Origin of the sequence: Mycobacterium farcinogenes (assembly GCF_019739075.1) — a bacterium.
Taxonomy (GTDB): domain Bacteria; phylum Actinomycetota; class Actinomycetes; order Mycobacteriales; family Mycobacteriaceae; genus Mycobacterium; species Mycobacterium senegalense.
Window position 1 is genome coordinate 2290548 of the sequence record NZ_CP081673.1, and the last position, 23698, is coordinate 2314245.

Genomic DNA, 23698 nt, shown 5'->3' on the forward strand with positions numbered 1-23698 from the left:
CTGTGGCCGCACTGGACGAGTTGGTGCGCTACGACGGCAAACACGTTGTGGTCACCGGCTGTGGGTCGGGCATCGGCGCCGTTCTCACCATTGCGCTGGGCGAACTCGGTGCCCGGGTGACCGGTCTGGACCTCCGGCCACCCGACCACCTTCCCGATGAGTTCGTCGAACTCGACCTGGCCGACCCGGAGTCCGTCGACCGTGCCATCGGCGCGGTCGACGGTCCGGTGGACGCCTTGTTCAACGTCGCCGGGGTGTCCTCGGGCATCGGGAATCCGCTGCTGGTGGTCCGGATCAACTTCCTGGGCACCCGGCAGTTCACCGAAGCGCTGGAGCGCAAGATTCCGGCGGGCGGTTCCATCACGTCGGTGGCGTCACTGGCGGCCTCGGGGTACCGCGAAAACCGTTCCACCACTGCAGGACTGATTCACAGCCGGTCGGTCGACGAGGGGTTGCAGTGGTGCGCGGATCATCCCGAGGCATTGGCCGACGGTGGCTACCGGTTGTCCAAGGAGGCCACGATTCTCTACGGGATGTACCGGGTCGCAGATCTCGGTGCCCGAGGGATCCGGATCAACTGCACCGCACCCGGCGTCACCGAAACACCCATTCTCGAGCAGCTGCGCGCGGCTTACGGCCAGCAGTACCTCGATTCGTTCACCACCCCGCTGGGTCGCAACTCGGAGGCCGCCGAGCAGGCGTCGGTGCTGGCCTTCCTTGGCAGCCCGGCCGCCAGTTACGTGACCGGGCAGGTGATCTGGGCCGATGGCGGCATTCTGGCCCAGCGGGAGGCCGCCCTGGTCGAAGCTGTAGCGGGCACCGCAGACACCGATCAGAGGAGCTGAGCTTGGCCGGGACGATGCGCGACTTCCGTAAGGTCGCCGACGATGTGCGCAACTGGGGCCGCTGGGGTGATGCCGACGAACTCGGCACGCTGAACCTGATCACCGCTGAGAAGATCGCCGAAGGCGCATCGTTGGCCAAGCACGGCAAGGTGTTCGCACTCGGTGTCGACTTCTCCTCTGCCGGGCCACAGGGGGCGTTCCAGTTCCGGCAGAATCCGACGCATGTGATGACGGTGGACGGCGGGGACGCGAATACGCTGGCGCAGTACGGCCCCCAGTGGCTGCGTAACTCGGTGGCCCACGAGGTCAGCGGATTCTTCGTGGACAACCCTTTTCGCTTCAACGACGACATGATCGTCATGCCGTTGCAGGCCGCCACCCAGTGGGATGCGTTGTCACACGTGTATTACGAGGACAAGCTCTACAACGGCTTTCCGGCCGATTCGGTCACGAGCTTCGGTGCGTTCCACTGCGGTATCGACAAGGTGGACGTCAAGGGCATCACCTCACGCGGGGTGCTGTTGGATGTCGTGCGCCACCGCGGCGTCGAACAGTTCCTCGAGCCGGGCAACCCGATCACGCCCGGCGAATTGGATGACGTCGCACACGCGCAAGGCGTCAGCATCACCCCCGGCGACATCGTGCTGGTCCACACCGGTTGGTGGACCCGGTTTTCGGCCAACGGCGATGGGGCGGAGCCCGGATCAGGTCTGGATTGGCGTTGCGCGTCGTGGTTGCATGACCACCAGGTCGCGGCCGTCGCGGCAGACAACCTGATGGTGGAGGATCCAGACCCGGCCAACGGCGTCGAGGGCACGTTCCTGCCGATGCACATGTTGTGTCTGCGGGACATGGGCCTGATGTTCGGTGAGTACTGGGACCTGGGCGCACTGGCTGCAGACTGCGCGGCCGACGGTGTCTACGAGTTCCAGCTCGTCGCGCCGCCGCTGCGGGTCACCGGTGCCGTCGGTTCGCCGGTGAATCCCATTGCGATCAAGTGAGGACAGATGACGTCGACTGAGAAGGTGCCGTTCGTGGTCGGGCTCGGCGGCACGCTGCGTGCCGACTCCTCGACCGAGCGCGCCGTGCGGTACTGCCTGAAATCAGTGGAACGCCAAGGCGGCCGAACGCGGATGTTCGCGGGGCCCGACTTGGAGTTGCCCATGTATGCGCCACATTCACTGGAGCGCACACCGGCGGCGCTGGAGTTCGTCTCCGCGCTGCGCGACGCCGACGCTGTCGTGGTGGGCTCACCCGGCTATCACGGTGCGATCTCCGGTCTGGTCAAGAACGCGCTGGACTACATCGAGGATCTTCGCGAAGACCCGCGCGTCTACCTGGACAACACCCCGTGGGGCTGCATCAGCTGCGCGTACGGCTGGCAGGCCGCCGTCGGAACGCTGGGGCAGCTGCGCTCTATCGGGCATGCGTTGCGGGCCTGGCCTACCCCGCTGGGGGTGGCAATCAACTCCGCGGACAAGATCTGGTCTGAGACAGGTGAATTGGCCGATGCCACGGTCCGCGGTCAACTCGAGATGCTGGCGACGCAGCTGCTGAATTTCGGTCGGGCCGACGGGGCCGCGCGATGACGGCGCAGCGTACGTTCGCACGCAAGACCATCGACGTCAACGGCCTGGCCACCAGTTACCTGGAAGCCGGACAGGGTGACCCCGTCGTCCTGCTGCACGGCGGCGAGTTCGGCGCCGGTGCCGAATTGGGTTGGGAGCGCGTCATCGGCGAGTTGGCCGAGCATTACCGGGTGCTGGCCCCGGACATGCTGGGTTTCGGTGAGAGCGCCAAGGTTGTCGACTTCAACGACGGTCGCGGCATGCGGATCCGGCATATCGCGCGGTTCTGCGCCGAACTCGGCGTTGACTCAGCGCATTTCGTGGGCAACTCGATGGGCGCGATCAACCTTCTGGTCGACGCCACCTCGGATACCCCTCGGCTCCGGATGCGCTCACTCACCGCGATCTGCGGCGGAGGGGAGATCCAGCGCAACGAGCATTCCGCGGCGTTGTACGACTACGACGCCACGCCAGACGGGATGCGACGCATCGTCACCGCGCTGTTCGCCGATCCGGCCTATCCGGCCGACGAGACATATGTGCAGCGGCGATACGAGTCCAGCATCGCGCCGGGGGCCTGGGAAAGTTTGGCCGCGGCCCGGTTTCGGCGGCCCGGCCTGGACGCGCCGGCGATGCCGTCGGCGCAACGGGCATATGACCGCATCGGGGTGCCGACCATGATCATCGAGGGGGATCGTGACAAGCTGCTGCCGTCCGGTTGGGCCGCCGAAATCGCCGGCCAGATCGCCGGTGCCCGCAGTGCGGTGATCGCCGGTGCCGGGCACTGCCCGCAGATCGAACAGCCCGCCGCGCTGACGGCGGTATTGCTGGAATTCCTGAAAGAGGTGCAATGACAGGCAACGAGCTGGCCGGAAAAGTCACGGTGGTGACCGGCGGTGCATCAGGGCTCGGTGAGGGATTGGTACGCCGGTTCGCCGCCGAGGGCGCGCAGGTGGTGATCGGCGACATCGACGAACAGCGGGGCAAGGCCCTGGCCGACGAACTCGGCGAGAATGCGCGGTTCCTGTTCACCGACGTAGGCGAAATCGAACAGGTGGGTCGCTTGGTGTCGACTGCGGTCGAGACCTTCGGCGGCCTGGACGTCATGGTCAACAACGCCGGGGTATCGGGCCGGATGCACCGGCGGTTCATGGACGACGACCTCGCTGATTTCGACACGGTGATGCGGGTCAACGTCCGTGCCGTCATGGCCGGAACCCGTGATGCCGCACGGTACATGTCCGAGCACGGCGGCGGTTCGATTCTCAATCTGACCTCTATCGGCGGTATCCAGGCCGGCGGCGGCGTGATGACGTACCGCGCGTCCAAAGCCGCGGTCATCCAGTTCACCAAGTCCGCGGCGATCGAATTGGCCCACTACGAGATCCGGGTCAACGCCATCGCGCCCGGCAACATCCGTACGGCGATCGTGGCCAAGTCGGCGTCGCCCGAGGAGCGCGAACGCATCGAAGAGTTCGAGGCCGGGATTCGCGCGCAGATGCGCAACGACCGGCCGCTCAAGCGGGAGGGCACGGTCGAGGACGTCGCCGAGGCGGCGCTCTACTTCGCCACCGACCGCTCGCGGTATGTGACCGGAACCGTGCTGCCGATCGACGGCGGCACGGTCGCGGGCAAGGTCATCGTCCGGAAGGCCAAATAGGTCCGAGCTGACCGAATGAGATTGCGTACAGGCGCCGAACCGCGACCGTGGCCGCAATCTCAACGCCGGTCTCGGACCGTGCGGCCAGATTAAATCAACTGCTTGACTTAATTACAGGAGCGGCGTTGACTGTAACGGTGACAGCAGCCAACCGGACCGCCCGTGCCGACCGGGCGACCACTACCCAGGAGGCGATCCTCAAGGCGGCTGAGCGGCTGTATGCCGAACACGGCGTGTTCGCGGTGTCCAACCGTCAGGTGAGTGAGGCGGCCGGGCAGGGCAACAACGCCGCTGTCGGCTACCACTTCGGTACCAAGACCGACCTGGTCCGCGCGATCGAGCACAAGCACCGCGGGCCGATCGAGTGTCTGCGTGAGCAGATGGTGGCCGATACCGGGGACTCGGCAAGTCTGCGCGACTGGGTGTCCTGCCTGGTGCAGCCACTCACCGATCACCTTGCCGCGCTGGGCAACCCGACCTGGTACGCACGGTTCGCCGCGCAGGTGATGACCGATCCGGCCTACCACAACATCGTGGTCCGCGATGCACTGAGTTCGCCATCGCTGGTGCAGGTCATCGAGGGGATGAACAACTGCCTGCCGGAGCTGCCCGCCGAGGTCCGCGCCGAACGCAACATCATGGCGCGCAACCTGCTGATGCACAGCTGCGCCGACCGGGAGCGCGCGATGGCCCAGGGCGGCAATGTGCCGCGGGCGTCCTGGCAGGGCGCGGCGTCGGGATTGATCGACGCGATCGTCGGCCTGTGGATGGCGCCGGTTACTCAAGAAAGCGACCTCATATGAAAGTCACTGTCAACCAGGACAAGTGCGTGTCGTCGGGCCAGTGCGTACTCAACGCCGGCGAGGTGTTCGACCAGCGCGACGAGGACGGTGTCGTCGTCCTGCTCGAGCCAGAACCCGGCCCGGACCACACAGACAACGCCCGCCGCGCCGCGGCGGCCTGCCCAGCCCTAGCCATCGAGATCCAAGACTGACCCGAGGAATAACGTGTCCGAAACCGTGACCGAAGTAGACATCCCCGAATACCCGATGGAGCGGGCGCCGGCGTGCCCGTTCGCCCCGCCGGCACCCATGCTGGGCAACCCCAAAGGCCTTTTCCGCGTGAAGATCTGGAACGGCAGCACCCCGTGGTTGATCACCGGCCACGAAGAGGCCCGCACGCTGTTCGCGGACTCCCGGATCAGCGTGGACGACCGGATCGACGGTTTCCCGCACTGGAACGAGCACATGCTCTCCACCGTCGACAAGCGGCCCCGCTCGGTATTCACCTCCGATGCCGAGGAGCACACCCGGTTCCGCCGGATGTTGTCCAAGCCGTTCACGTTCCGCCGTGTCGAGGGCTTGCGCACGGCCATCCAGAAGATCACCGACGAGTGCATCGACGAGATCCTGGCCGGTCCACAGCCGGCTGACCTGGTGGCCAAGCTGGCCTTGCCGGTGCCCACCGTGGTGATCAGCGAGATGCTCGGTGTGCCTTACGAAGACCACGAGTTCTTCCAGGAGCACGCGAACGCCGGCCTGGCCCGTTACGCCGCGGCGGACGCCATGCAGAAGGGTGCGATGAGCCTGCATCAGTACCTGGTCAACCTGGTAGAGGAGAAGCAGGCCAATCCGTCTGAGGACGCCGTGTCCGATCTGGCCGAGCGCGTGACCGCGGGGGAGATCAGCGTCAAGGAAGCCGCGCAGCTGGGCACCGGTCTGTTGATCGCCGGGCACGAGACCACGGCCAACATGATCGGCATCGGCATCCTGGCCCTGCTGGAGAACCCGGAGCAGGCCGACTTCCTGCGAAATGCCGAGGATCCGAAGGTCATCGCCAACGCGGTAGAGGAACTGATGCGCTATCTGTCCATCATCCAGACCGGCCAGCGCCGGGTGGCGCTGGAAGACATCGAGATCGGCGGCGAGACCATTCGCGCCGGTGACGGCGTCATCATCGATCTGTCCCCGGCCAACTGGGATGCGAAGGCCTACCCGGAGCCCGACAAGCTCGACCTCAGCCGCGACGCCAGCCAGCAACTGGGCTTCGGCTACGGCAGGCACCAGTGCGTCGGTCAGCAGCTCGCGCGTGCCGAACTGCAGATCGTCTTCCACACCCTGCTGCGCCGGATCCCGACCCTGCGCCTGGCGATCCCGCTCGACGAGGTGCCGTTCAAGCATGACCGGCTCGCCTACGGCGTCTACGAACTCCCCGTCACCTGGTGACCTCAGCCCACAGCCCGATTGGAGTACCACATGACTGCTTCGACGACCCTCTATCCGCCCGAGGGCTTCGGTGCGCCGAAGAACCGCAAGGGCCATGCCACCGGTGACCTCGGGTTGCCGACGGGCACCGAGATCTTCTCTGCCGACAACCACATTTCGGTAGCCGACGACATCTTCTACGAGCGTTTCCCCGAGGAGCTCAAGGGAGCCGCCCCGCGCATCTGGTACGAGGACGGCGCCTACATGGTCGGCATGAAGGGCAAGGCCTGGACCGGAGGCGATTTCGGGCGGGTGCTGATGCAGTACGACGACCTGGCCGGCGCTGCGTCCAACAACATCGCCGCGCGAGTCCGCGAGCTCAAAGAGGACGGCATCGACAAGGAACTGGCGTTCCCCAACGCGGTGCTGGCCCTGTTCCACTACCCGGACAAGGCGTTGCGCGAGCGGGTGTTCCGGATCTACAACGAGCACATCGCCGCTCTGCAGGAGCAGTCCGGCGGGCACTTCTACGGTGTCGGGCTGATCAACTGGTGGGACCCGAAGGGAGCGCGCAGCACCCTGGAAGAACTGAAGTCGCTCGGGCTCAAGACATTCCTGCTGCCGCTGAACCCGGGCAAGGACGACGAGGGCAACATCTACGACTACGGCAGCACCGCGATGGACGCGGTCTGGGACGAGATCGAGGCATCCGGAATACCGGTCAGCCACCACATCGGCGAGACCCCACCGAAGACTCCGTGCGAGAACAACAGCGTCGTGGTCGGCATGATGGTCAACGTCGACTCGTTCCGTGAGCAGTTCGCCAAATACGTGTTCTCCGGCATCCTGGATCGGCATCCGAAGCTGAAGATCGGCTGGTTCGAGGGCGGCATCGCCTGGGTGCCCACCGCGCTGCAGGACGCCGAGCACATGCTGGCCTCCTACCGGCACATGTTCAATCACGAACTGCAACACGATGTCCGGCACTACTGGGACAAGCACATGTCAGCCTCGTTCATGGTCGATCCGTTGGGGCTGCGCCTGATCGACCAGATCGGCGTCGACAACGTGATGTGGTCCAGCGACTACCCGCACAACGAGAGCACCTTCGGGTACTCGGAGAAGTCACTGGCCACGGTTGTCGAGGCGGTCGGTCCGCAGGACGCCACCAAGATCGTGTCCACCAACATCCAGAAGTTCCTGGGCCTTCTATGAGCGCTCTCACTCACCCAGGAGTCACCCAGATCGCCCGAACCGGTTTTACCCCGCTCGACATTCCAGACGAGCCCGACCTCGACCGGATGCGCGCAGAGGTCGGTGCGCGTCTGCACGCGGCGATGACTGATCAGGGCGTTGATGCGCTCGTCCTGCTCGGCAACAGCAACGTCATGTACGCCACCGGCATCGCCTGGCCGCTGGCCGACGCGGGCCTGTCGCACGTCGAGCGGCCGGTCGCGGTCGTGCTGGCCGACGACGAGTACCCGCACCTGTTCCTGCCGTTCCGCGAGGGTGCGGCTATGGAAACCGGGCTGCCAGATGACCATCTGCACGGACCGGTGTATCTCGAGTTCGACGAAGGTGTCACGGAATTCGCAAGGGTCCTGGCCAGTTTGGTGCCCGCCGGGGCGACGATCGCGACCGATGAGCTGACCGGGGCGATGCGGCTGGCCGGCGGCGCGCTGTTCCCCAACGCGCCGGTGGATGCCGCGCCGGTGATCGGTGCGGCGAAGATCGTCAAGACGATCGACCAGATCGCGTGCATTCGGCGAGCCTGCCGGATCACCGAGGAGGCGATCGCCGAGATCCACAAGTCGGTGGTGCCCGGCGTTCGGCAGATCGATCTGTCTGCCGAATTCGTCCGTCGTACTTTCGAACTCGGTGCCACCACGAACATGTTCGACTCGATCTGGCAGGCCATGCCCGCATCGAAGGCCGAGGGCGCCTGGACCACCACCGGTGATCTCGCCCTGCCCCTGTTGACGACCGAGCGTGAACTGCAGCAGGGGGATGTGCTGTGGACCGACGTGTCCATCGCCTACCACGGGTACTGCTCCGACCACGGCCGGACCTGGATCGTCGGTCAGGACCCGACCCCGGCCCAGCAGAAGCAGTTCGACAAGTGGAGCCGGATCGTCGACGCGGTGTTGGCGGTAACCAAGGCCGGTGCCACCTGTGGCGATCTGGGCCGGGCGGCAACCGAAGCCGCCGGCGGCCGGAAACCGTGGCTCCCGCACTTCTATCTGGGCCACGGCATCGGTACCAGCGCGGCTGAAATGCCGATGATCGGAACCGATCTCGGACAGGAGTGGGACGACAACTTCGTCTTCCCCGAAGGCATGTTGCTGGTGTTCGAACCCGTGGTCTGGGAGGACGGCACCGGCGGCTACCGCGGCGAGGAGATCGTGGTGGTCACCGAGGGCGGCTGGATGCCGCTGACCGCATATCCGTACGACCCCTATGAGGTGGCCCGTGGGAACTGAAATCGAGGCCGACGGCCGGGCCCTGCGCGTCAGCCGTCGGGAACGCGCCATCGCGCAGATGGAGGCCCATGACCTCGATGTGCTGGTCCTCGGCAGGCAGGCCAACGTCCGGTACATCTCCGGAGCTCCGCAGCTGTGGGTGGTCGGCACCCGGCCGTTCGGGCCGATCTGCACGTTCGTCCGCGCGACCGGAGAGATCCATCTGAACAGCACGTGGGACGAGGGGATACCCGAGGAGATCCCGCACGAAAACCTGTACGGCCTGGCGTGGAATCCGATGACCCTGATCGGTGTGCTGCAGAACATCAAGGGCACCGATACCGCACGACGGGTCGGAACCGACGCTCTGACACCGACATTCGCCAAACTGCTGCCGATGGCCTTCCCGAATGCGGAACTGGTCGACGCCGAGCAGGCGATGCGCGCCGCACGTCGCGTGAAGACTCCGGAGGAGATCCTCGCGCTGCGACGGGCGCTGGCTGTCGCCGAGCAGGCACTGGCGAGAGGGGCGGCCGAGTTGGCTCCGGGAACCACTGAGAAGCGCCTCGCCGGGACGATATTGGAGGCTGAAGCGGCCGGCGGGGTGAGTACCCCCGCGACCCAGGACGCCGCATGGGTTACCTCGAAGGACCATCCTTGGCGCCGTGCCGGTGGCGACGGACGAGTGGGTGAGGGTGATCTGGTGGCTTTGTCGGCAGGTGTGCTGGCCGACGGCTACGTCGCCGAGGTCGCCCGCACTCTCCATGTCGGCGATCCCACGGATGCGGTGCGCTCACTGTATCGACGTCGGGACGAGCTGTGGGACAGGATGGTTGAGGCCTGCCGTCCCGGCAACCCGACCAGCGCACTGCTGGACGCCTACGAGCAGGCCGGCGAACCGCTCCCGGCGATGCCGGTGGCCCACGGACTCGGATTGGGTTTCGACCCGCCGGTGGTGTCGCAGAACCTTCGGTCGACGGCTGAGTCCGACATTCTCGAAGAGGGCATGGTGCTCGCCGTCACGGGTTATGTCTGGGAGCCGGACCTCGGCGCGGTGTTCACCCGCGACGCCGTCGTCGTCGGCGCGGACGGACCCGAGGTACTCACCCAGACCCCAACAGACAGTGAGGCGGCACATGCCTGAGCGACTCCAGCCCACTGCCGCGGAGCGGCCCACCCCGGAGGAGATCATCCTCTACGACAAGGATCCCAAGACCAAGATCGCCACCATCACCTTCAACCGGCCGGAATTCCTCAACGCGCCGACGTCGATGGCCCGGCTGCGCTACGCCGACGTGCTGCGGGCGGCCAACGCCGACAACGATGTGAAGGTGGTGATCATCCGAGGCGTCGGGGACAACCTGGGCAGCGGTGCGGACCTGCCGGAGTTCATGGAGGGCAACGACAATCCGGCAGCGCGGCTGGCCGAGTTGCGCCTGGAGGACGACGGAGTAGGCGAGGTGACGTACCCGCCCAAGGGCACGTTCCGTAACGGAGCCACGATCAGCTCCTGGTACGCCAACTCTCAGGCCGGCAATCGGGCGCTGCAGGACTTCAAGAAGATCAGCATCGTGGAGGCCAAGGGCTACTGCTACGGCTGGCACTTCTACCAGTGCGCCGATGCGGACCTGGTGATCTCCTCCGACGACGCCCTGTTCGGTCATCCGTCGTTCCGGTACCACGGCTGGGGCCCCCGGATGTGGACCTGGGTGCAGATGATGGGCTTGCGCAAATTCCAGGAGATGGTCTTCACCGGGCGGCCCTTCACCGCCGCGGAGATGTACGACTGCAACTTCTTGAACAAGGTGGTTGCCCGCGACCAGCTGGAAGCCGAGACGCAGAAGTACGCCCTGGCGTGCGCTCGGAACCGGCCGGTGGACACCGTTTTCCAGCAGAAGATGTTCTTCGAGATCTTCAAACAACAGCAGGGCGAGTACATGGGCAGCCTGCTGAGCGCGTTCTTCGAGTCGATGGGCAACGGGGTGGCCAACGACAGTGACGACGACCTGGACATGTTCGAATCCATCGATTCCGGACTGTCGGCCGCGGTGAACGACAACGACAGCAAGTTCCCGCCCGAGTTCCGGCTGTCCAAGAAGAACCGGGCGAAATCCGAATAGGCAGATGAGCTCACCACTTGACGGCTACACCGTCATCGACCTCTCCAGCGGGATCGCCGGCGCATACGCCACGAAGATCCTGGCCGACGGCGGCGCCGACGTGATCAAAGTCGAAGCTCCCGAAGGCGATCCGTTGCGCCGGTGGTCGGCCTCGGGTGCACACATCGGACGGGATCGGGACGGCGCCCTGTTCGCCTTCCTGGCCGGTGGTAAACGCAGTGTGGTCGTCGAGCCGGGTGACACGCAGCTGGTGGACCGGTTGGCGGCGGCGGCCGACGCCGTGGTCTGGTCTCCGGAATCGGCCGTCGCTCAGGCGGTCGCACCCGAGGAACTGTTCCGTCGGCATCCGCACCTGATCGTCACCACCATCACGCCGTTCGGTTTGGACGGGCCGTGGAGTGACCGGCCCGCCACCGAGTTCACCCTGCAGGCCTGGTCGGGTGGCGCGATCGGGATCGGCCGGGGTGTGCAGGACCGGGCGCCGGTGTCGATCGGTGGTCAAGTGGGTGAGTGGCTGGCCGGTGCGTACGCGGCAGCGATGACGCTGGCGTTCCGGGCCCGGGCGATCCGGGACGGTCACGGCGAACTGGTGGATCTCTCGGCACTGGAGGCTCAGGTGCTGGGCCTGACGTATTACCCGGTCACCTATTTCGAGATGTTGGGCCGGCCGTGGCGCACCGAGCGCAAACCCACGGTCCCCGGTATTGCCGAAGCGGCCGACGGTCTGGTGGCACTCGGCTGCGGCACCGCCCAGCAGTGGTGGGATCTGTGCGCGATGTCGGGTCATGACGAGTGGATCGACGAAGCCTCCGAGCTGACGATCACCGAGCAGGCGAACCTGCACGCCGACGAGTTGTACGCCTGGCTGCGCGAGCAACGTGCGGACGACGTGCGCGAGCTTGCCGGGGCGTTCCGGATCCCCAACTCGCCGGTGGGCAACGGGGAGAATCTCACCGCCATGGACCATTTCGTGCAACGGCAGGCGTTCGTCCGAAACCCGCAGCACGGATTCACCCAGCCGGCACTGCCGTACCGGTTCTCCGGGGTGACCCTGCGGGCGGCGTCGCGCGCACCCCGCCTGGGAGAGCACACCGGTGAGATCGAGGCCGCCGCGTGGAGCCCACGCGACTTGCCCGCCGGTAGGCCGGGCGGGGACCGCCTGCCGTTCAGCGGATTACGGGTGCTCGACATGACGACGTTCTGGGCTGGGCCGTCATGCACCCATCTGCTGGGCATGCTCGGCGCCGAGGTGATCCACCTGGAGTCGACTCCACGCCCGGACGGCACCCGGTTGATCGCCGGCATCCCGGCCAGTGTGGAGCAGTGGTGGGAGCGATCACCGATCTTCAGTGCACTCAACACCAACAAGAAGAGCCTCACCCTGGACTTCCAGACCGAGCAGGGCCGGGATTTGTTGCGCCGGCTGATCGCCACCTGCGATGTGGTGGTGGAGAATTTCACGCCCAGGGTGATCGAACAGATCGGGCTCGACTTCGACTCGCTACGGGAATTGCGCGAAGACATCATCATGGTCCGGATGCCCGGATTCGGACTCGACGGGCCGTGGCGCGACAATCCGGCATTCGCCTACATCATCGAGGACTCGTCCGGGTTGAGTTGGCTCACCGGCTACCCGGATCGCGCCCCGTTCGAGCCCTATTCGATCGGCGACCCCAATGCCGGGATACACGCGCTGTCGGGGCTGATGCTGGCGCTCGAGCATCGCCGCCGCACCGGGCAGGGCGTGCTCGTCGAGGCTGCGATGGTCGACGCCGCACTGAACATCGCGGCCGAACAGGTCATCGAGTATTCGGCCTACGGGGCATTGCTGCAACGCGACGGCAACCGTGGTCCGGCCGCGGCGCCGCAGAACTTCTACCAGTGCGCCGACATCGACGAGTTCGGCCGCGCCGACAGCTGGGTGGCCATCGCCGTCAGCTCCGATTCCCAGTGGACAGCCCTTTGTACGGCGCTCGGCCAGCCGGAATGGGCGACCGATCCGGAGCTGGATTCCGCCGACGGGCGCCGAACCCACCACGATCTGATCGACGAGAAACTGGCGGAGTGGTGTCTGCCGCGCAGTGGCGACGAGATCGTCGAAACCTTGTGGCCGGCCGGTGTTCCGGTGGCGAAGGTCATGCAGCCGCACCGGCAGTTGGACTTGGCGCAGTTGCGGTTCCGGCAGTTCTTCGAACACGTCGGGCACCCGGTGAACAACGCCGCACCGCACAGCACGCTTCCGGTGTCGCTGGCCAACGGACCACGGGCGTTGCACCGTCAGCCGGCACCGCTGCTGGGCGAGCACAACCACGAATTGTTGACGGAATTGGGATTGTCCGACGGGGAGATCGCCGCACTGGTCGAGGACGGTGTGATCGGCACCGAACCGGGAGTGGGCGGGCGTCGTAAGGCGGCGCGCTGAGGCGAGGCTCAGCTCTGCCCGAACTCGTCGAGGAGCGCTCCGAAATCTTCGGTGTCCCAAAGGTGGAGAACGTTGCTCAGCATCAAAAGCGGGGACCGAACAGCTTCATGGTCGGCTACGCACCGATCCGTGCGGTCGATGCTCTGGTCGGGCAACACAGCTTGCAGATGAGCGGGCGCGTCGAGCAGCCAGGTCACTCCCATCACCGCGGCGTACAGCATGACTTGTGTTCGTAGCGTGCCGAGGTCGAGGTCGGGACCACCGGCGCCGCGGTACTCGGCGGTGAAATGGGTGAGCAGCTCGTCGGTGTGCTGCCTCCAGAGCTCCGTCTCGGCGCTGCACAGCGAGCCCCACAGCGCCATCGCCACGTTCATCACACTGACACAGCCCCAGTCCATGAGACCGCAATCCAGGCGTCCGTCCGGGTCGGTCCAGAACCAGGCATTGTCCACGTTGGCGTTCCAATGGCACAGCGCCACCTGGTCGCCGGTGGAATGCAGTCTGGCCATGATGGCATCCTCAGCGGCGGCAATCCGGCCGACGTCGGCGAGCATCCTGGTGACGAATCCGGGATCCGCGACGGCGGGCGGTAGCAGAGCGGGGTAACGGCCCGCGAATTCGACCAGCCGGTGGACCTGTGCGGTGAACTCATCGGCAGAGCGGTGGATGCGGCGGCCGACGGCCACCTTGGCGGCGTCGTACCGGAATTGATCGGTCGCCGCGGCGGGGAGCGCACCGGCCCGGTGCGCACCGGCCAGCCGGGCGACCGAGCTGAGCAAGGCCCGATAGTGACCGAGCGCGTCGGGCATCCGGTAGTCCAGGCATTTGTCGTAGTGCGGTTCGATACCGGCTTGTCCGAACGAGATCCGCTCGGTCAGCAGCATCCCGGTGGCCGATTCGCGATCGTAGTCGGCGAACAGGCACACAGGTACGGTGACAGGCAGCGGGCAACCGGCCGACAACACGCCGAACGCCACCTCGAGCTCCATCTGTGACTTGCCCCGGTCGCGGCGGGGATTGTCGAAGTCGCGGGAGAATTTGACGAACAGCTCTGTGGGCAAGCCGATCTCCGGGTGCGCATATTCCACATCCAGTAGCGCTTTGCGTCCGGTGCTGCCACCGCCGCACTCCTCGAAGCGGGTGATCGCGCTGACCCGGTTGCTTCGGGGGAGTGCACCGAACACCTGCATGGCGGCGGTGAGGAACTCCGGGCCGGCACCGAACAGGGTTCCTGGATCGGCCGGGAATTCCAGCCCGGTTGCGCCTGCGCTCACCCAACGTCGCATCTAGCCTCACCAGCAGTTGAGCCAGTAGCTTCAATAACCATGGCTATCAATCCTTCTGACATCATGCTCACCGGACAGGTGGCGGTTGTCACGGGCGGCGGTACCGGGATCGGCCGGGGCATCGCCGCCGGCCTGGCGGCCTTCGGCGCCACGGTGGCGATCTGGGAGCGCGACGCGGACAACTGCGCCGCTGCCGCTGAATCGATCGGTGCCCTCGGCATCGTCACCGATGTGCGCGATGCCGAGCAAGTGGATGCGGCGCTGACACAGACGGCCGACGAACTGGGGCCGGTGCGCATCCTGGTGAACAACGCCGGCGGCGTGTTCGCCTCTGGACTGCTCGAAACCAGCGAGAACGGTTGGGATGCGCTGTACAAGAGCAACCTTCGCCACGTGCTGCTGTGCACGCAGCGGGTGGCACGGCGCTTGGTGACCGATGAATTACCGGGCAGCATCATCAATCTCACGTCGATCGAAGGGGTGCGTGCGGCTCCCGGCTACGCTGCGTACGCGGCCGCGAAAGCGGGCGTCATCAACTACACGCAGACAGCGTCGTTCGAACTTGCCCCGCACGACATCCGGGTCAACGCAATCGCTCCCGACCTCACCATCACCGAGGGGCTCCTGGCGTTGTCGCCGGGCGGCCCGCCTGACGGTATCGCTGACGCCATCCCGCTCGGCCGTGCCGGGCACGTCGACGAAATCGCCGGAGCGGCCGTCTTTCTCGCGTCCAGAATGTCGGGCTACATCACTGGGCAGACTATTCACGTAGACGGTGGCACACGGGCTGCGGGTGGCTGGTACCGCCACCCGCAGACCGGTGCCGCAACACTCGGTCCGGGCTAGGGACCGGACCTACTTGAGGCAGCTCCCCGCGTCGACCGGCAGCGTCACACCGGTGACGTACCGGGCCTCGTCGGAGGCCAGGAACAGCACGGCGTTGCTGATGTCAACGGCCTCCACCCACGGGATGGGCAGGGTGTGGAACAGCTGGCAGATCGGCGCCATGTCGTCCGGGCCGGGGTTCTCCAGGTCGGGGCGGAACATCTTGAACGTGCCGTCGTTGTGCAGCATTGGGGTCGCCACATGCGTGGGATGCACGCTGTTGCAACGAATGTTGTGCTGACCCAGCTCAACGGCGAAGCCGCGCATCAGGCCGACGACGCCGTGCTTGGCAGCGACGTAGTTGCCGCAGTGGGGGTAGGCCTTGAGTCCGCCGACCGAGCTGGTCAGGATGATCGAGCCGCCGCGGCCCCCTTCGATCAGGTGCGGCACACCGGCTTTGACGGACTTCCAGACGCCGGACAGGTTGATGTCGATCATTTCGTCCCAGTCGAGCTGGCTGGTTTCGTGCAGCACGTCGCCGCCGTTGCCGATGCCGGCGTTGGCCACGATGATGTCGAGGCGGCCGAGCTGCTCCACGCCGCTGTCGACGGCGGCCTTGATGGCGTCCGCGTCGCGGACGTCGACCTCCGCGGTCACCACTCGGCGGTTGAGTCCTTTGATGAGGTTGGCGGTCTCTGCCAGGTCATCGGAGGTGGAGGCCGGGATGGCGGTCTCCACGCCGGGCCGGATCGGTCCACAGATGTCGATTGCGATGATGTCGGCGCCCTCTTGCGCCAGCCGCACCGCGTGGCTACGGCCCTGGCCGCGGGCCGCGCCGGTGACGAACGCGACCTTGCCTTCCACCCGTCCAGTCATTGATTACCCCAGTTCTGTTTCGTGTCTGCCGCATGCTCGGTGAATTCTGTGCACCTGCTCAGCAACTCTGACACCGGGCCGCCCGCCATGTCAACGACAGATACGTTTCTGGCTATTTGTACTCTCTGCTTAGCAGAATGAAGTTCTCGAAGGTGGGCCGCAAGGCCGCCATGTCCACCAAGATGGGCCTTCCATGGCGAGCTCGGAATCCGTCATTCGCTGCGCCCACGGTCCGCTTGACCGGCCGTCAGACGTGAACAGCAGTGCGCTCCCGGTGGCGGGAGTCCGAGGTTCTGGTGCCAACCTTGGGTCGCCAAGTCGCCGCTTGGCCATTGCGCGGCGCGATGGCGGTGAGTCCGGAGATCGGACAGGCACCGGGGTGCGAGGAAAATTCTTTCCTTAGGAGAACGAAATTCTCAGCTAGCTGGCGGCGAATCCGTTGGCCACGAAGTCCCAGACCTCGTCGGCGGTGATCGGATGGACCGAGGCCTCGTCGGCGCCGCCGCTTGATTGTGCGACGAACATCACCGTCTGCATGGTCATCGCAGCCATCCGGCGAGGGTTGATCCCGGCGCGCAACTGGCCGGCTGCGGAGGCTTCTTCCATGAGCTCGGTCAGCAGCGCCAGCAGCGGCGCGTGCGCGACCTTCACCTCAGAGGGGTGCGAAACCAGCAATCGGGGCGCGAAATCGGTGAACAGCGGGCGTTTGGCCGCCGGATCGGGGCGGGACGATTCGAAGAGCAGCTGGATGGCGACCTTGAGCCGTTCGATCGGCTCACCCTGGGTCGAAGTGGCGGCCCGGATCTGATCCGCCGAGCGGCTCAGCGCGTCCTCGAACAGAGCGAGCAGGAGCTCGTGTTTACCGTCGAACTGCAGGTAGAAGCTGCGCAGCGACTGCCGGGAGCGGTCAACGACCTCTTGTACGGTGAAGTCGGTGCTGCCCTTTTCGATGATGATCGCCTGGGCCGCGTCCAGGAAGCGTTGTACCCGCTGGGCGGCGCGCAACTTGGCAGTTTTGATCGACCGCTCGACAGCTCTTTGCTTCCACGCGGGTTCTTCGCCAGCGGTGGTCACTGGCTGCTCCGACGCTTGTCGAGTGGGGAGAACATGAACTGACTGTACCGGAGAACGCCTTGCCATTGTGCTGCCAGACCCCCTCGCGGCCAATGTGTCGGAGATTGTAACTTTCGCACTATGAGAATAGTATTCTCATGAGGGGAATTATAGAAGTCCTTTGAGAAGAAGGGTTTCACGTCAGATGTGGCGCCGCCGGGGCGCTGTTTGCAGGTGGCTGCCGGGGTCGCGAGGGCGGCTGTCGCGTGGCAGCTGTGAACAAAGGAATTACGTGTACATCGATTACGACGTCGCCGACTCGATCGCCACGATCACGCTCAATCGGCCGGAAGCGGCCAACGCGCAGAACCCCGAACTACTCGACGAACTCGATGCCGCCTGGACCAGGGCTGCCGATGACCGCGAGGTGAAGGTGATCGTGCTGCGGGCCAACGGCAAGCACTTCTCGGCGGGGCATGACCTGCGCGGCGGCGGCCCAGTGCCCGACAAGATCACGCTGGAGTTCCTGATCGAGCACGAATCGCGGCGCTATCTGGAGTACACGTTGCGGTGGCGCAACGTGCCCAAGCCGTCGATCGCGGCGGTCCAGGGACGCTGCATCTCCGGTGGCCTGCTGCTGTGCTGGCCCTGCGACCTGATCCTGGCCGCCGACGATGCGCTGTTCTCCGACCCCGTGGCCCTGATGGGCATCGGCGGTGTCGAGTATCACGGGCACACCTGGGAACTCGGCGCCCGCAAGGCCAAGGAGATCCTGTTCACCGGTCGGGCGCTGACCGCCGAAGAAGCCGAGCGCACCGGCATGGTCAACCGGGTGGTCCCGCGAGACGAACTCGACACTGCGACCGCTGAGCTGGCGGCACAGATCGCGCAGATGCCGGCGTTCGCGCTGCGCCAGGCCAAGCGGGCGGTGAACCAGACCCTCGATGTGCAGGGTTTCTACGCCGCGATCCAATCGGTGTTCGACATTCACCAGACCGGGCACGGCAATGCGCTTAGCGTCAGCGGATGGCCGGTGCTGATGGATATCGACGGGATGAAGCAGAACATCAAGTAAGCCTGGGCCTCTGAAGATGGGGGCGATCCGGCTCAGCGTGAGTTACGCGGCCAGACAGATCTACGCGCAGACCACCGCGGCCGCAGCGGTCACGCTCGTGGTGCTGGCACTGAGCCGCAACACCGTCGGTGACGCGCGCCAGCTGTTGACCCAGGCCAACCTGATCGCACTGATCGCGTTGATGGTCGCCGCAGCGATCGTCGACACCGTCGTCGGCTGGGTCAATGTCCATCCGACGTTCAAATGGTTTGCCGCGGGCGAGGACCCGACACCACGACAGCAGCGGGCGGCCATGCGTATCGCGCCGCGTCAGACCATCATCCAGTTCACCACCTGGGCGGTGAGCGCACTGGTGTACACGCTGCTGAACCTCGACGCCGGTGGTGGTGTCGCCTACGTGATGGGCGGCGCGATTCTCTTCGGCGGCGTCGCGGCGGCATGCATGGGATTCCTGGTGACCCAACGGATGTTGCGGCCCATCGTCGCTGCGTCCTTGACGGCGTCCTCGTCCACGATGGTGCGCATGCCAGGCGTGCTGGCCCGGCTGATCACCATCTGGACCCTGTTCAGTGGGCTCCCGATGGTCGGCATCGCCTTGATCGTGTTGGCGCGCTCGAACGGCTGGTTCGTGCAGAAAACGGCACCGGTCGAAGCCGCGGTGCTGGTCCTGGCAGTCGTCTCGCTGATCTTCGGTCTGCGGTCGATGGTGCTGGTGGCACGTTCGGTGTCCGATCCGATCGGGGAGGTCGTGCTGGCCATGAAAGCTGTGGAGCGCGGTTGGTCCGGTGTGTCGGTCAAGGTGTACGAGTCGTCCGAGATCGGTCGGCTCCAGTACGGATTCAATCGGATGCTGGCCGGCCTGGCCGAACGGAACCGGTTGCGCGACCTGTTCGGTCGTTATGTGGGGGTCGACGTGGCCCGCCACGCCCTGCAGCAGGGCACCGCGGTCAGCGGTGACGTCCGCGACGCCGCCGTGCTTTACGTGGATCTGGTCGGCTCGACCGCGTTGGGAGCCTCGCGACCGCCGCAAGAGGTGGCGCAACTGCTCAACGGTTTCTTCAAGATCGTGGTGGACACCGTCGAGGCGCATCACGGCCTGATCAACAAGTTCGAGGGCGATGCCGTACTGGCGGTGTTCGGCGCGCCGCTACGGCTGGACAACCCGGCTTCCTCTGCGCTGGCGACTGCGCGGGCGCTGGTGCCACGACTGCACCGACTGCCCGATGTTGAGTTCGGCGTGGGTATTTCGTGCGGTTCGGTGTTCGCGGGCAACATCGGCGCCGAGAACCGCTACGAGTACACCGTGATCGGTGATGCGGTCAACGAGGCGGCGCGGCTGGCCGACCACGCCAAGGATCGCGAGTCGACGGTGTTGTGTTCGGGTAGTGCGCTGGCCCATGCCGACGCCGACGAAGGCCAGCACTGGGTCGTTCGCGGCTCGACGGTGTTGCGCGGTCGTTCGACGGCCACAGTCTTCGCCGAACCCGTTGCGGACTCGTCGTAGCGGCGAGCGTCGTTCTCCGCGAGCGTGCGGGTCTGCCGGCCGACACCCCGACAAATATCCGTACTTCGTGCACGCTCGACCGGTGCGAGCGTGCACTCACTGCCGCCCCACCGCGGCGTGTCGGGCAGCAGACCCGCACGCTCGCGGTGGAAAAAGCTACAGCTGGGCCAGGCGTGGGACGGTCCCGCGGGCGCGCAGGCCGGCACCTGCCTTGCGGGTGAGTTCCCTTGAACTGCCCAGCAATCCGTCGAGCACCAGAACCCGCTTCACGTGGTGGTGCAGCTCATGCTCGGCGGTGAAACCGATGCCGCCGAGCACCTGCTGGCAGTGCTTGGCGGCGGTCAGCGCGGCCTTGCCCGCAGCGGCCTTGGCCAGCAGCGAATTCAGGTCGACGTTGTCTGCGTTGGGCAGGTTCAGCGTTGCCTCGGCACCTTCGATGGCCACCAGTGTTTCGGCCAGCCGGTGCCGCACTGCCTGGAAGGACGAGATCGGCTTGCCGAACTGCACCCGGTCCAGTGCATGCTGCCGGGCCAGCGCCAGCATCGCGCGGGCCGAGCCGACCAGCCACCAGCCCAAGGCGCGGCGCGCCTCCGATATCCGCAGCAGTTGGCCGTCGGGTACCTGCTTCAGCGGCAGCCCGCCCAGAATTGCGGACGCGTCTACCGTGTTCTCTCTGCGTTCCCACACCACCCAGGTTCCGCCGGCATAGGGCATCGGCGGGGTGCCGCCGGGCAGGCCACCAATGGTCTCAAGCAATACATCGTTGAGGATCGAAGCGTGCGAACCCGTTTCGCCCAGCAGCCGGAACACCAGCGGCATGGCAACCTCCGGCATGTCGGCCAGCATCTCGGCCCAGCCCAGTTCAGCCAGTGCGGCGTCCAGCTTGGCGCCGGAGGCCGAGAGCATGGTCTTGCGCAGCGTGTCTTCGAGCAGGCCCAGCGATTCGGTGTCCAAGTCGGTCATGCCTTCACTCCTTCCCGAGGTCCAGCAGACGGCGCGCGATGATGTTGCGCTGCACTTCGGCTGTACCGCCGTAGATGGTCGACGCCCGCGAGTACAGGTATTCGGTGCGCCATTCGGACTCGTCGAGTTCGATGACGCCGGGCATCAGGTTGCGCGCGGTGTCGTAGAGCAGTTGTTCGGCGCCGGCCAGCAGCACCTTGTCGATCGAGGTATCGGGACCCAGCTTGTGGCCGTCGGCCAGCCGGTGCTGAGTTGCCGCCGAACGGCAGCGCAAGGTGTGCAAAGCCAGATACACCTCGCCGAGGTCCGGATCTACCACCTGCCCTTGCCTTTTCACCGCCTCGACGAGGGCGTCGAAGCGTGAGTACAAGTAGGCGATGCGTTGCCAGAAGCAGGTCGAGCGCTCGTAGGGCAGCAGATCCATCGCCAGTTGCCAACCGTCGCCGGGCTTGCCGAGCATCCGGCTCTCATCGACTTCGACGTCGTCGAAGTAAACCTCGCAGAACTCATCGACGTCATGCATGGTGCGCAGTGGCCGGATGCTGATACCGGGGGAGTCGGTGTCGACGAAGAACGCGGTGATCGCCTGGTGGTTGGGGGTGTCCGCGTCGCCGGTGCGGGTGAGCAAGATGCACCGGTGCGAATACTGGGCGAAGCTGGTCCAGACTTTCTGGCCATTGATGATCCATTTGTCGCCCCGCTGGACCGCGCGGGTGGTCAGCGAGGCCAGATCGCTGCCGGAGCCGGGTTCGGAGAACCCCTGGCACCATTGCTCTTCGCCGGACAGCAGTTTCGGCACCATCTCGGCGGCCAGTTCCTTGGGCGCGTAGTCGATCATCGTCGGCGCCAGCACTTCCAGCATCGAATACGGCCCGGGCTCGGCCAGTCTGCGGCCCACGACCTCCTCGCCGACGATGGCGCGCAGCATCTCCGGACCGCCCAGCCCACCGGCATGTTCGGGCCAGCCGTAGCGACTCCAGCCGCCTTCGTACAGTGCCTTCTGCACTCGGGCGAACTGGCGCATGTGACCTGAAAGCGAATGATCCTCAGGTGGTGTCAGGTCAGTCTCGGCAAGCCAGTCCTGCAGCGCGGTGCGGAACTTTGCCGGTTCGAAGAGGTCGACTTGCTCGCTCATCCTGCTTCCGGCCTGCCGATCGCGTGTGGCCGGCCGTGGTCGTGATCGCCACTGCGCCGGATGAAAGTCATCGCCCGGGTCTTCAGCCTCCAGCCCTCGGCGGTGCGCTCGTAGGTGTCGCGGTAGTAGCCGATGCGCATGTCGTGCTTGGAGTGCTCGATGAAGCACAGCGGCTGGGTGCCCGAAGCTGTATCGGCGCCCTCGACCAGGTCTATCAGGGCGGTGCCGGTCATGAACAGGCCCTTGGGGGCGGCGTCCACCAGCACGGGAAAGCGATTCAGCGTGTAGGTCTCACCGAATGCGCTGTACGTGCCGTCGGGGGTGAAAACACTGATCAGACCGTCGATGTCGCCCTGGGTGATGGTCACCGCGTATTTGGCGAGCACCTGCTGGATCTCGATCAGATCCTCGGTCCGTGTCGGGGAATCAGTTGATGTGCTCATTGCGGAAGACCTTACCGCCTTTCATTACAAAATCCACATGTTGTGTAACGCTGATGTCCTCGAGCGGATTGCCCGGTACCGCGATGATGTCAGCGAGCAAGCCCTCGGCCAGTCGGCCGCGGTCGGTGACGTTGATCAGATCGGCCGCGATCGTGGTGGCCGAGCGCAGCACCGCGGCCGGTGGCATGCCCCACTCGACCAGCGTGACGAGTTCGTCGGCGTTCTTCCCGTGCGGGATGGCCGGCGCGTCGGTGCCGACGGCGATCTTCACCCCGGCCTCATAGGCGGCCTTGATCGACGTCTCGGCCTTCGGGAACATCTCGGCAGCCTTGTCCTGCAATACCTTCGGTGCCTTGGAGACATCCATGGCCTGAGCCAGGCGACGCGTGGTGACCAGGAACCGGTCGTGCTCGACCAGCATCTGGATCGCTTCGTCGTCCATCAGGAAGCCGTGCTCGATGCAGTCGATGCCGCAGGCTACGGCATGCTTGACGGCCTCGGCGCCATGGGTGTGGGCCGCGACGCGCAGCCCGCGGCGGTGTGCCTCGTCGACGATGACACGCAGCTCTTCATCCGAATAGTGTTGTGCCCCGGCCTCTCCGGTGAGCGACATAACACCGCCCGAGCAACACACTTTGATCAGCTGGGCGCCGTGCTTGATCTGGTAGCGCACCGCTTTGCGGATCTCGTCGACCCCGTTGGCGATGCCCTCCTCGATCGTGAGCTCCAGCACGCCCGGCATGAACGCCGCGAACATGGTCGGATCGAGATGCCCGCCGGTGGGCGTGATGGCGTGTCCGGCCGGGACGATGCGCGGACCGTCGATCCAGCCCGCGTCGATGGCCTTGCCGAGGGCGACATCGAGCAGGTATCCGCCGGTCTTGACGAACAGTCCGAGGTTGCGCACCGTGGTGAACCCCGCGCGCAGGGTGCGTCGGGCGTTGCCCACGGCCCGCAGCACGCGGGTCGGGGGATCGTCCTGCACCTGGGACAGGCCGGGGTTCTCCCCGCGGCCGCCCATGAGCAGGTTGACCTCCATGTCCATCAGGCCGGGCAGCAGGATCGAGTCGCCGAGATCGATGATCTCGTCATCAGGACCGATGAGTGGGTCTGACTTTCCGTCTCCGACGGCTGGGTCTGTTTTGCCGTCTCCGACGGCGATGATGCGGTCTCCGTCGACACGGACAATGCCGGGACGAATGATCGTCTCGGCATCGACGTCGACCAGACCCGCGGCTTTGAGGGTCAGCACATTCGACA

23 protein-coding genes are annotated in these 23698 nt (G+C 65.8%); 16 read left to right on the forward strand and 7 right to left on the reverse strand.

Annotated elements, in window-relative coordinates; translation table 11 throughout:
- Nucleotides 1-2 precede the first annotated feature (2 nt).
- From K6L26_RS10880 to K6L26_RS10940, 13 genes are all read left to right on the forward strand, one after another.
- On the forward strand, nt 3-845 hold the full coding sequence (locus K6L26_RS10880) for a coniferyl-alcohol dehydrogenase (RefSeq protein WP_221853128.1): 843 nt from the start codon (nt 3-5) through the stop codon (nt 843-845).
- Nucleotides 846-859: 14 nt separating this feature from the next.
- On the forward strand, nt 860-1846 hold the full coding sequence (locus K6L26_RS10885; RefSeq protein ID WP_109789888.1) for a cyclase family protein: 987 nt from the start codon (nt 860-862) through the stop codon (nt 1844-1846).
- 6 nt (nt 1847-1852) lie between these two features.
- On the forward strand, nt 1853-2434 hold the full coding sequence (locus K6L26_RS10890) for an NADPH-dependent FMN reductase (RefSeq protein WP_221853129.1): 582 nt from the start codon (nt 1853-1855) through the stop codon (nt 2432-2434).
- Entirely contained in the window at nt 2431-3267 is an 837-nt protein-coding gene (locus K6L26_RS10895) for an alpha/beta fold hydrolase (RefSeq protein ID WP_221853130.1), read from the forward strand. The genes K6L26_RS10890 and K6L26_RS10895 overlap by 4 nt, the downstream gene beginning before the upstream one ends.
- Complete coding sequence (locus K6L26_RS10900) at nt 3264-4073, forward strand: SDR family NAD(P)-dependent oxidoreductase (protein ID WP_019344200.1); 810 nt, start codon at nt 3264-3266, stop codon at nt 4071-4073. Before K6L26_RS10895 ends, K6L26_RS10900 begins: the two co-directional genes overlap by 4 nt.
- Nucleotides 4074-4210: 137 nt before the next feature.
- Entirely contained in the window at nt 4211-4876 is a 666-nt protein-coding gene (locus K6L26_RS10905; protein WP_019344201.1) for a TetR/AcrR family transcriptional regulator, read from the forward strand.
- Nucleotides 4873-5067, forward strand: coding sequence for a ferredoxin (locus K6L26_RS10910; RefSeq protein ID WP_019344202.1), 195 nt, complete (start codon nt 4873-4875; stop codon nt 5065-5067). The genes K6L26_RS10905 and K6L26_RS10910 overlap by 4 nt, the downstream gene beginning before the upstream one ends.
- A 55-nt stretch (nt 5068-5122) precedes the next feature.
- On the forward strand, nt 5123-6298 hold the full coding sequence (locus K6L26_RS10915) for a cytochrome P450 (protein ID WP_275084696.1): 1176 nt from the start codon (nt 5123-5125) through the stop codon (nt 6296-6298).
- A gap of 30 nt (nt 6299-6328) precedes the next feature.
- Nucleotides 6329-7492, forward strand: a complete 1164-nt coding sequence (locus K6L26_RS10920; protein WP_019344204.1) for an amidohydrolase family protein — start codon at nt 6329-6331, stop codon at nt 7490-7492.
- Nucleotides 7489-8757: a M24 family metallopeptidase gene (locus K6L26_RS10925; protein WP_221853131.1), complete on the forward strand. Its 1269-nt coding sequence runs from the start codon at nt 7489-7491 to the stop codon at nt 8755-8757. Before K6L26_RS10920 ends, K6L26_RS10925 begins: the two co-directional genes overlap by 4 nt.
- Nucleotides 8747-9880, forward strand: coding sequence for a M24 family metallopeptidase (locus K6L26_RS10930; RefSeq protein WP_085140454.1), 1134 nt, complete (start codon nt 8747-8749; stop codon nt 9878-9880). Before K6L26_RS10925 ends, K6L26_RS10930 begins: the two co-directional genes overlap by 11 nt.
- The gene (locus K6L26_RS10935; protein WP_019344207.1) at nt 9873-10856 is read left to right on the forward strand and encodes an enoyl-CoA hydratase/isomerase family protein; all 984 of its coding nucleotides are present in this window, start codon (nt 9873-9875) and stop codon (nt 10854-10856) included. The genes K6L26_RS10930 and K6L26_RS10935 overlap by 8 nt, the downstream gene beginning before the upstream one ends.
- Before the next feature lie 4 nt (nt 10857-10860).
- On the forward strand, nt 10861-13278 hold the full coding sequence (locus tag K6L26_RS10940) for a CaiB/BaiF CoA transferase family protein (RefSeq protein ID WP_085140453.1): 2418 nt from the start codon (nt 10861-10863) through the stop codon (nt 13276-13278).
- 8 nt (nt 13279-13286) lie between these two features.
- On the opposite strand, the gene K6L26_RS10945 is transcribed toward K6L26_RS10940, so the two are convergent.
- Nucleotides 13287-14564 (reverse strand): hypothetical protein, encoded by a 1278-nt coding sequence (locus tag K6L26_RS10945; RefSeq protein WP_019344209.1) that lies wholly within the window; start codon nt 14562-14564, stop codon nt 13287-13289.
- A gap of 39 nt (nt 14565-14603) precedes the next feature.
- Here K6L26_RS10945 and K6L26_RS10950 point away from each other — a divergent pair, with 39 nt between their 5' ends.
- The gene (locus K6L26_RS10950) at nt 14604-15410 is read left to right on the forward strand and encodes an SDR family NAD(P)-dependent oxidoreductase (RefSeq protein WP_036393198.1); all 807 of its coding nucleotides are present in this window, start codon (nt 14604-14606) and stop codon (nt 15408-15410) included.
- 9 nt (nt 15411-15419) lie between these two features.
- On the opposite strand, the gene K6L26_RS10955 is transcribed toward K6L26_RS10950, so the two are convergent.
- Both K6L26_RS10955 and K6L26_RS10960 read right to left on the reverse strand, forming a co-directional pair.
- The gene (locus K6L26_RS10955; RefSeq protein WP_036393201.1) at nt 15420-16265 is read right to left on the reverse strand and encodes a mycofactocin-coupled SDR family oxidoreductase; all 846 of its coding nucleotides are present in this window, start codon (nt 16263-16265) and stop codon (nt 15420-15422) included.
- A 420-nt stretch (nt 16266-16685) separates the two neighbouring features.
- Nucleotides 16686-17405 carry a TetR/AcrR family transcriptional regulator gene (locus tag K6L26_RS10960; RefSeq protein ID WP_076111900.1) on the reverse strand — a complete coding sequence of 240 codons (720 nt, stop codon included), beginning with the start codon at nt 17403-17405 and terminating at the stop codon, nt 16686-16688.
- Nucleotides 17406-17610: 205 nt separating this feature from the next.
- Between K6L26_RS10960 and K6L26_RS10965 the strand changes: the two genes are divergently transcribed.
- Nucleotides 17611-18393, forward strand: a complete 783-nt coding sequence (locus K6L26_RS10965; RefSeq protein WP_019344213.1) for an enoyl-CoA hydratase — start codon at nt 17611-17613, stop codon at nt 18391-18393.
- 16 nt (nt 18394-18409) lie between these two features.
- Complete coding sequence (locus K6L26_RS10970) at nt 18410-19897, forward strand: adenylate/guanylate cyclase domain-containing protein (RefSeq protein ID WP_019344214.1); 1488 nt, start codon at nt 18410-18412, stop codon at nt 19895-19897.
- Between the two features lie 156 nt (nt 19898-20053).
- Here the strand turns inward: K6L26_RS10970 and K6L26_RS10975 are convergent, their stop codons facing one another.
- The 4 genes from K6L26_RS10975 to K6L26_RS10990 are packed head-to-tail and all read right to left on the reverse strand — an operon-like array spanning nt 20054 to nt 23690.
- Nucleotides 20054-20860 (reverse strand): acyl-CoA dehydrogenase family protein, encoded by an 807-nt coding sequence (locus tag K6L26_RS10975; protein WP_076211084.1) that lies wholly within the window; start codon nt 20858-20860, stop codon nt 20054-20056.
- 4 nt (nt 20861-20864) lie between these two features.
- Nucleotides 20865-21995: an acyl-CoA dehydrogenase family protein gene (locus K6L26_RS10980; RefSeq protein WP_221853132.1), complete on the reverse strand. Its 1131-nt coding sequence runs from the start codon at nt 21993-21995 to the stop codon at nt 20865-20867.
- Complete coding sequence (locus tag K6L26_RS10985; RefSeq protein ID WP_019344217.1) at nt 21992-22438, reverse strand: nuclear transport factor 2 family protein; 447 nt, start codon at nt 22436-22438, stop codon at nt 21992-21994. The genes K6L26_RS10980 and K6L26_RS10985 overlap by 4 nt, the downstream gene beginning before the upstream one ends.
- The gene (locus K6L26_RS10990; protein WP_221853376.1) at nt 22422-23690 is read right to left on the reverse strand and encodes a metal-dependent hydrolase family protein; all 1269 of its coding nucleotides are present in this window, start codon (nt 23688-23690) and stop codon (nt 22422-22424) included. Before K6L26_RS10990 ends, K6L26_RS10985 begins: the two co-directional genes overlap by 17 nt.
- Between the last annotated feature and the right edge of the window lie 8 nt (nt 23691-23698).